The organism is Streptomyces sp. NPDC054813, assembly GCF_053611365.1.
The window spans coordinates 196,681-204,455 of sequence record NZ_JBSHAF010000002.1; the positions used below are offsets into that span (position 1 = coordinate 196,681).

4 protein-coding genes are annotated in these 7,775 nt (G+C 69.1%); 3 read left to right on the top strand and 1 reads right to left on the bottom strand.

The window, feature by feature from the left end:
- Positions 1 to 119: 119 nt before the first annotated feature.
- Positions 120 to 884, bottom strand: coding sequence for an IclR family transcriptional regulator (locus tag ACWGJB_RS04275; protein WP_453378743.1), 765 nt, complete (start codon positions 882 to 884; stop codon positions 120 to 122).
- Between the two features lie 376 nt (positions 885 to 1,260).
- Between ACWGJB_RS04275 and metH the strand changes: the two genes are divergently transcribed.
- From metH to ACWGJB_RS04290, 3 genes are all read left to right on the top strand, one after another.
- Complete coding sequence (gene metH, locus ACWGJB_RS04280) at positions 1,261 to 4,776, top strand: methionine synthase (protein ID WP_453378744.1); 3,516 nt, start codon at positions 1,261 to 1,263, stop codon at positions 4,774 to 4,776.
- 160 nt (positions 4,777 to 4,936) lie between these two features.
- A complete protein-coding gene (locus ACWGJB_RS04285) occupies positions 4,937 to 5,638 on the top strand; it encodes an HAD family hydrolase (RefSeq protein WP_453378745.1) in 702 nt (233 codons plus the stop codon).
- 423 nt (positions 5,639 to 6,061) lie between these two features.
- Positions 6,062 to 7,666 (top strand): ABC transporter substrate-binding protein, encoded by a 1,605-nt coding sequence (locus ACWGJB_RS04290; RefSeq protein ID WP_453378746.1) that lies wholly within the window; start codon positions 6,062 to 6,064, stop codon positions 7,664 to 7,666.
- Positions 7,667 to 7,775 lie beyond the last annotated feature (109 nt).

Below are 7,775 nucleotides of genomic sequence, written 5' to 3' on the forward strand. Positions count from 1 at the left end.
TGGGGGGGGTTTCCCCCCGATACACCCCCGTTTTGTTTTTTTTTGACCACCCCGGGCGCGGGGGGGGGCCGGCCCCCCCCCGCCCCCCCCGGCCTCAGGTGGTGATCAGTGGTGCGCGGTCAGAACCGTCCCGCGCCCAGGTCCCGCGACACCGCGCGGGCGCAGTCCCGCACCGCGGCGACCAGCTCGGGCTGCAACTCCCCGTCCTTGCACAGCCGCTCCACCGCGCCCGTGATGCCCACCGCGCCCACCGGCATGCGCCGCCGGTTGTGGATCGGCGCCGCTATCGACGCCACGCCCTCCCAGGTCTCCTCCACGTCCGCCGCGTACCCCCGCGCGCGGGTGATGTCGAGGACGTGTTCGAAAGCGGCCGGGTCGCAGGTCGTACGGTCCGTGAAGGGCTTGCGGTCGGCCTCCAGGGCCTCGCTGTGCGCCACCGGGTCGTAGGCGGACAGCACCTTGCCGAGCGCCGTGGAGTGCAGCGGCTGCATCGCCCCGATCTCCAGCACCTGCCGGCTGTCGTCGGGCCGGAACACGTGGTGCACGATCAGCACGCCCTGTTGGTGGAGAACGCCCAGGTAGACGCTTTCCCCGCTGGACCGGGCCAGGTCGTCCGTCCACACCAGCGCCCGGGCCCGCAGCTCGTGCACGTCCAGATAGGTGGTGCCGAGCCGCAGCAGCTCGGCGCCCAGCTGGTAGCGCCCGGAGGCCTCGTCCTGCTCGACGAACCCCTCCTGCTGGAGGGTGCGCAGTATGCCGTGTGCGGTGCCCTTGGCCAGACCCAGTGACGAGGCGATGTCGGACAGGCCGAGCCGTCGCTCGCCGCCCGCGAGCAGCCGCAGCATCGCGGCCGCCCGTTCGAGCGACTGGATGTTCCGTGCCATCGCAGTCCTGCCTCCGTCCCCTACGACCCTCGCCGTAAGACTGCCGTAACCATCGTTCGGCAATGCCGAACACTACCGGTCCGTGTCGACTCTCCGCTAATGGTTGGTCGACACCTGTTACGCCAGGCGTGGTCCGCGCTTACCGTGGGTGTGGTCCCCGTGGCTCACCTCACGTGCGGTTCCCGTGCCCGGCGCGGATGACGTGGTGGGCGACATACTCGCCCATCCGCCGCCTCACCAGCCCCTCACCCGTCCGCCACATGGACGCCCTGCACATCCAAGCCCACACCCGGTTACGCTGGCGCAGTGCGTCCATGCCCGGGCCCGGCCCGGCGGACCGCATAGCCGACAGCCGTCGCATCCAAGGGAGCCCTTCATGGCCTCGTCGCCGCCGTCCCCTTCCGCCGACAGCCGGACCCGTGTGTCCGCGCTCCGAGAGGCGCTCGCCACACGTGTGGTGGTCGCCGACGGAGCCATGGGCACCATGCTCCAGGCCCAGGACCCCACTCTGGACGACTTCCAGCAGCTCGAGGGCTGCAACGAGATCCTGAACCTGACCCGCCCGGACATCGTCCGCTCGGTCCACGAGGCGTACTTCGACGCGGGCGTGGACTGCGTCGAGACCAACACCTTCGGCGCCAACTACGCGGCGATGGCCGAGTACGACATCCCCGAGCGCGTCTACGAACTGTCCGAGGCGGGCGCCCGCATCGCCCGGGAGACCGCCGACGGCCATCTCGCCCGTGACGGCCGCCAGCGCTGGGTGCTCGGCTCCATCGGCCCCGGCACCAAGCTGCCCACCCTCGGCCATATCGGGTACACCACGATCCGCGACGCCTTCCAGCAGAACGCCGAGGGCCTCATCGCGGGCGGCGCCGACGCGCTGATCGTGGAGACCACCCAGGACCTGCTCCAGACCAAGGCGGCCGTGATCGGCGCCCACCGCGCCCGCGAGATCGCCGGCCTGGACGTCCCGATCATCGTCTCCGTCACCGTCGAGACGACCGGCACCATGCTGCTGGGCTCCGAGATCGGCGCCGCGCTCACCGCGCTGGAGCCGCTCGGCATCGACATGATCGGCATGAACTGCGCCACCGGCCCCGCCGAGATGAGCGAGCACCTGCGCTACCTCTCCCGGCACTCCCGTATCGCGCTGTCGTGCATGCCCAACGCCGGCCTGCCCGTCCTCGGCAAGGACGGCGCCAGCTACCCGCTGAGCCCCTCGGAGCTGGCCGACGCCCACGAGACCTTCGTACGGGACTACGGCCTCTCCCTCATCGGCGGCTGCTGCGGCACCACCCCCGAGCACCTGCGCCAGGTCGTCGAGCGGGTCCGGGGCGTCACCCCGCCCGAGCGCAGCCCGCGCCCCGAGCCCGGCGCCGCCTCCCTCTACCAGACCGTCCCGTTCCGCCAGGACACCTCGTACCTGGCCATCGGCGAGCGCACCAACGCCAACGGTTCCAAGAAGTTCCGCGAGGCCATGCTGGACGCCCGCTGGGACGACTGCGTGGAGATGGCCCGCGAGCAGATCCGCGAGGGCGCCCACATGCTCGACCTCTGCGTGGACTACGTCGGCCGGGACGGCGTCGCCGACATGCAGGAGCTGGCCGGCCGCTTCGCCACCGCCTCCACCCTGCCGATCGTCCTGGACTCCACCGAGGTCCCCGTCATCCGGGCCGGCCTGGAGAAGCTCGGCGGCCGCGCCGTCATCAACTCCGTCAACTACGAGGACGGCGACGGCCCGGAGTCCCGCTTCGCCAAGGTCACCGCGCTGGCGCGAGAGCACGGTGCCGCCCTGATCGCGCTGACCATCGACGAGGAGGGCCAGGCCCGCACCCCGGAGAAGAAGGTCGAGATCGCCGAACGGCTGATCGAGGACCTGACCGGGAACTGGGGCATCCACGAGTCGGACATCCTCATCGACACCCTGACCTTCACCATCTGCACCGGCCAGGAGGAGTCACGGGGCGACGGCATCGCCACCATCGAGGCGATCCGCGAACTCAAGCGCCGCCACCCGGAGGTCCAGACCACCCTGGGGCTCTCCAACATCTCCTTCGGCCTCAACCCGGCCGCCCGCATCCTGCTGAACTCCGTCTTCCTCGACGAGTGCGTCAAGGCGGGCCTGGACTCGGCGATCGTGCACGCGAGCAAGATCCTGCCGATCGCCCGGTTCTCCGAGGAGGAGGTGCAGACCGCCCTCGACCTCGTCCACGACCGCCGCACCGAGGGCTACGACCCGCTCCAGAAGCTGATGGCCCTCTTCGAGGGCGCCACCGCCAAGTCACTCAAGGCCGGCAAGGCCGAGGAACTGGCCGCCCTCCCGCTGGAGGAGCGGCTCAAGCGCCGCATCATCGACGGCGAGAAGAACGGCCTGGAGGCCGACCTGGACGCGGCCCTCCAGGACCGCCCCGCCCTCGACATCGTCAACGAGACCCTGCTGGACGGCATGAAGGTCGTCGGCGAGCTGTTCGGCTCCGGCCAGATGCAGCTGCCGTTCGTCCTCCAGTCCGCCGAGGTCATGAAGTCCGCGGTCGCCCACCTCGAACCGCACATGGAGAAGTCGGAGGCCGAGGGCAAGGGCACCATCGTGCTCGCCACCGTGCGCGGCGACGTCCACGACATCGGCAAGAACCTCGTCGACATCATCCTGTCCAACAACGGCTACAACGTCGTCAACCTCGGCATCAAACAGCCCGTCTCCGCGATCCTGGAGGCCGCCGACGAGCACCGGGCGGACGTCATCGGCATGTCCGGCCTGCTGGTCAAGTCCACGGTGATCATGAAGGAGAACCTGGAGGAGCTCAACCAGCGCGGCCTGGCGGCCAGTTACCCGGTGATCCTGGGCGGCGCCGCCCTCACCCGCTCCTACGTCGAGCAGGACCTGCACGAGATCTACGAGGGCGAGGTCCGCTACGCCCGCGACGCCTTCGAGGGCCTGCGCCTGATGGACGCGCTCATCGGTGTCAAGCGCGGAGTGCCCGGCGCCAGCCTGCCGGAGCTGAAGCAGCGCCGGGTGCGGCCCACCGCCACCGCCGAGGTCGAGGAACGGCCCGAGGAGGGCCATGTCCGCTCCGACGTCGCCGTCGACAACCCGGTGCCCACCCCGCCGTTCTGGGACACCCGCGTCATCAAGGGCATCCAGCTCAAGGAGTACGCGAGCTGGCTCGACGAGGGCGCCCTCTTCAAGGGCCAGTGGGGCCTCAAGCAGGCCCGCACCGGCGAGGGACCGTCGTACGAGGAACTCGTCGAGACCGACGGCCGCCCCCGGCTGCGCGGCCTGCTGGACCAGCTCCAGACCGAGAACCTGCTGGAAGCGGCCGTGGTCTACGGCTACTTCCCGTGCGTCTCCAAGGACGACGACCTGATCATCCTGGACGAACGCGGCAACGAACGCACCCGGTTCACCTTCCCCCGCCAGCGCCGCGGCCGCCGGCTGTGCCTCGCCGACTTCTTCCGCCCGGAGGAGTCGGGGGAGACGGACGTGGTCGGCCTCCAGGTCGTCACCGTCGGCTCCCGCATCGGCGAGCGGACCGCCAAGCTCTTCGAGGCCAACTCCTACCGCGACTACCTCGAACTGCACGGCCTGTCCGTCCAGTTGGCCGAGGCACTCGCCGAGTACTGGCACGCGCGCGTCCGTGCGGAGCTGGGCTTCGCCGGCGAGGACCCGAGCGACGTCGAGGACATGTTCGCCCTGAAGTACCGGGGTGCGCGGTTCTCGCTGGGCTACGGCGCCTGCCCCAACCTGGAGGACCGCGCCAAGATCGCCGACCTGCTGCAGCCCGAGCGGATCGGCGTCCAGCTGTCCGAGGAGTTCCAGCTGCACCCCGAGCAGTCCACCGACGCCATCGTCATCCACCACCCGGAGGCGAAGTACTTCAACGCACGCTGAGCCCGTGGACGTGCGGCACTGAGCCGTACGTGTGCGGTGCGGCGCCGAGACGCGTGCCACAGAGCACACTGATTGGATAAGTCGTACACTGGTCGGTCCACAGCAGGCCGGTTCCCCGCATGGGAACCGGCCTGGTCGTCCCTCAAGGAGGTGCGCCCGGATGACCAGTACGGTCCCCGCGCTCGGAACCCGTACGGCGGAAGGCTCGGCGCTTCAGGCGGTGCTCCTGGACATGGACGGCACCCTGGTGGACACCGAGGGCTTCTGGTGGGACGTCGAGGTCGAGATCTTCGCCCGCCTCGGCCACGCCCTCGACGAGTCATGGCGCCATGTCGTGGTCGGCGGCCCCATGACCCGCAGCGCCGGGTTCCTCATCGAGGCCACCGGCGCGGCCATCACGCTCGCCGAACTCAGCGTGCTCCTCAACGACGGCTTCGAACAGCGCATCGGCACCGCCCTGCCGCTGATGCCGGGCGCCAAGCGACTGCTCGCCGAACTCCACGAACAGCAGATCCCCACCGCCCTGGTCTCCGCCTCGCACCGGCGCATCATCGACCGCGTCCTGACCTCACTGGGCCCCCACCACTTCACCCTCTCCGTCGCCGGCGACGAGGTCTCCCGCACCAAGCCCTATCCGGACCCGTATCTGCTCGCCGCCGCGGGACTTGGCGCGGATCCGGCCAGGTGCGCGGTGGTCGAGGACACCGCGACCGGTGTCGCCGCCGCCGAGGCCGCCGGCTGCCAGGTGGTCGCCGTACCGTCCGTCGCGCCCATCGCCCCGGCCGAGCGGCGCACCGTGGTCAGCTCCCTGGAAGAGGTCGACCTGGCATTTCTGCGCGGGCTGATGACGGAAATGCGCTAGCCGTTCACCCAGCGTGCAAATGGCATTGGGTGAAATCCCGGCGGAGCTCATTCAACGGAATTCGCAAGTGTTCAACCGGCTGAATTCCGTTGCCGCTCCCGGTGATTGCGCGTGTGACGTTCCCCACGCGCACGGGGGTCGACAACGTTGCCCGGGTGTGCCGCTTCCCCCCTGATCGGGGGGAATTCAGGCGCCCTTGTGTCCCGATTGGGGAGAGGCTGCACTAATCCTGCCGCCGTCGGGTTTTCGGTCTGTCCGCAGCCGGTTCCGCTGCGTGATGGGACCTCAACTCAGGGCCCTGTGAGCCCTCCTGCGGGTGCGGACTAATCTCATCGCGAGAACATCGCCGCTACCCCCGTGATCCGCTTCGACACCCCTGCATGCCGGATACACGGACTCGAACAGCTCTGGAGAACTTCGAGCATGAACCGCAAGACTTTGGTGCTGCCGGCCGTCATCGGTCTGCTCACTCCGGTTCTCGCCGCGTGCGGTGGATCCGACAGTGGGAGCAACAGTGACGGCGCGATCGTCGTCGGCACCACCGACCGGTTCACCGCCACGAAGGACGCCCCGGCGCCGGTCGACCCCGCCTACTCCTACGACGTCGGCGGCTGGAACATCCTGCGCCAGACGGTGCAGACCCTCATGTCGCAGCCCAAGGGCGACGGTGACCCGGTCCCCGACGCCGCCGAGAGCTGCTCCTTCACCGACAGCGGCAGCGAGCGCTACGCCTGCAAGCTGCGTGAGGGCCTGAAGTTCTCCGACGGCAACGCCGTCACCGCCGCGGACGTCAAGTGGTCCATGGAGCGCGCCCTGCGCATCAAGTCCGAGAGCGGTGTCTTCGCCCTGCTCTCGAACATCGACACCATCGAGACCCAGGGCGACCGAGAGGTCATCTTCCACCTCAAGTCGGCCGACGCCACCTTCCCGTACAAGCTGTCCACCCCGGTCGCGGGCATCCTGAACCCGAAGGACTACGCGAAGGACAAGCTCCGCGACGGCTTCGACGTCGACGGCTCCGGCCCCTACACCTTCAAGGCCGACGTCCAGAACAACGAGATCGTCTCCGCCACCTTCACCAAGAACCCGAACTACAAGGGCAGCGTGACGGTGAACAACGACAAGGTCGTCATGCGCTCCTTCAAGGACGCCGACGCCATGGGCGAGGCGATCGACAAGGGCGACATCGACGTGATGACCCGCACCATGTCGCCGTCCCAGATCAACAAGCTCGACGCCGGCGACGACTCCAACGTCGACCTCGTCGAGATGTCCGGCCTGGAGATCCGCTACCTCGGCTTCGACACCGACGCGCCCACGGTCAAGACCAAGGCCGTCCGCCAGGCGATGGCCCAGATCATCGACCGCGCCGCACTCGTCGCCAAGGTGTACGGCTCCCAGGCCGAGCCGCTGTACTCGCTGGTCCCGGCCTCCGTGACCGGCCACTCCAACTCCTTCTTCAACAAGTACGGCGACCCCAACGTCTCCAAGGCCAAGAGCCTGCTGACCGCCGCGAACATCACCACCCCGGTGAAGCTGACGCTGCACTACACGACCGACCACTACGGCTCCGCCACCAAGGAGGAGTTCGAGGTCCTGCAGCAGCAGCTCAACAACAGCGGCCTGTTCGACGTCGACATCAAGGGCACCCCCTGGTCGACGTACCAGACCGCCGAGCGCAAGCAGGCGTACGACGTCTACGGCATGGGCTGGTTCCCCGACTTCCCGGACGCCGACAACTTCCTCGCGCCGTTCCTCGGCAAGGACAACTTCCTCGCCTCGCCGTACACCAACACCAAGATCAACGACAAGCTGATCCCCGAGTCCCGCCTCGAGGCCGACCGGGCCAGCGCCTCCAGCAGCCTCACCGAGATCCAGGACATCGTCGCCGACGACGTCCCGGTGCTCCCGCTGTGGCAGGGCAAGCAGTACGTCGCCGCGCGCGACGACATCACGGGCGTCGCCTACGCCCTCAACTCCTCCTCCAGCCTCCAGCTGTGGGAGCTCGGCCGCGGCTCCAGCAGCTGACGACCGGTCACACGCCGTTCATACGACGGGAAGGGGGGCCCCCCCCCCCCCCCGGGGGGGGCCCCGGGGGGGAGCACCCAACACCCCACCCCCGCAACCAACACAGCGA

Bases quoted from the DNA above. Each gene is read 5' to 3' on its own strand.
- ACWGJB_RS04290 (WP_453378746.1), top strand. From the start codon at position 6,062: ATGAACCGCAAGACTTTGGTGCTGCCGGCCGTCATCGGTCTGCTCACT.
- metH (WP_453378744.1), top strand. From the start codon at position 1,261: ATGGCCTCGTCGCCGCCGTCCCCTTCCGCCGACAGCCGGACCCGTGTG.
- ACWGJB_RS04275 (WP_453378743.1), bottom strand. From the start codon at position 884: ATGGCACGGAACATCCAGTCGCTCGAACGGGCGGCCGCGATGCTGCGG.
- ACWGJB_RS04285 (WP_453378745.1), top strand. From the start codon at position 4,937: ATGACCAGTACGGTCCCCGCGCTCGGAACCCGTACGGCGGAAGGCTCG.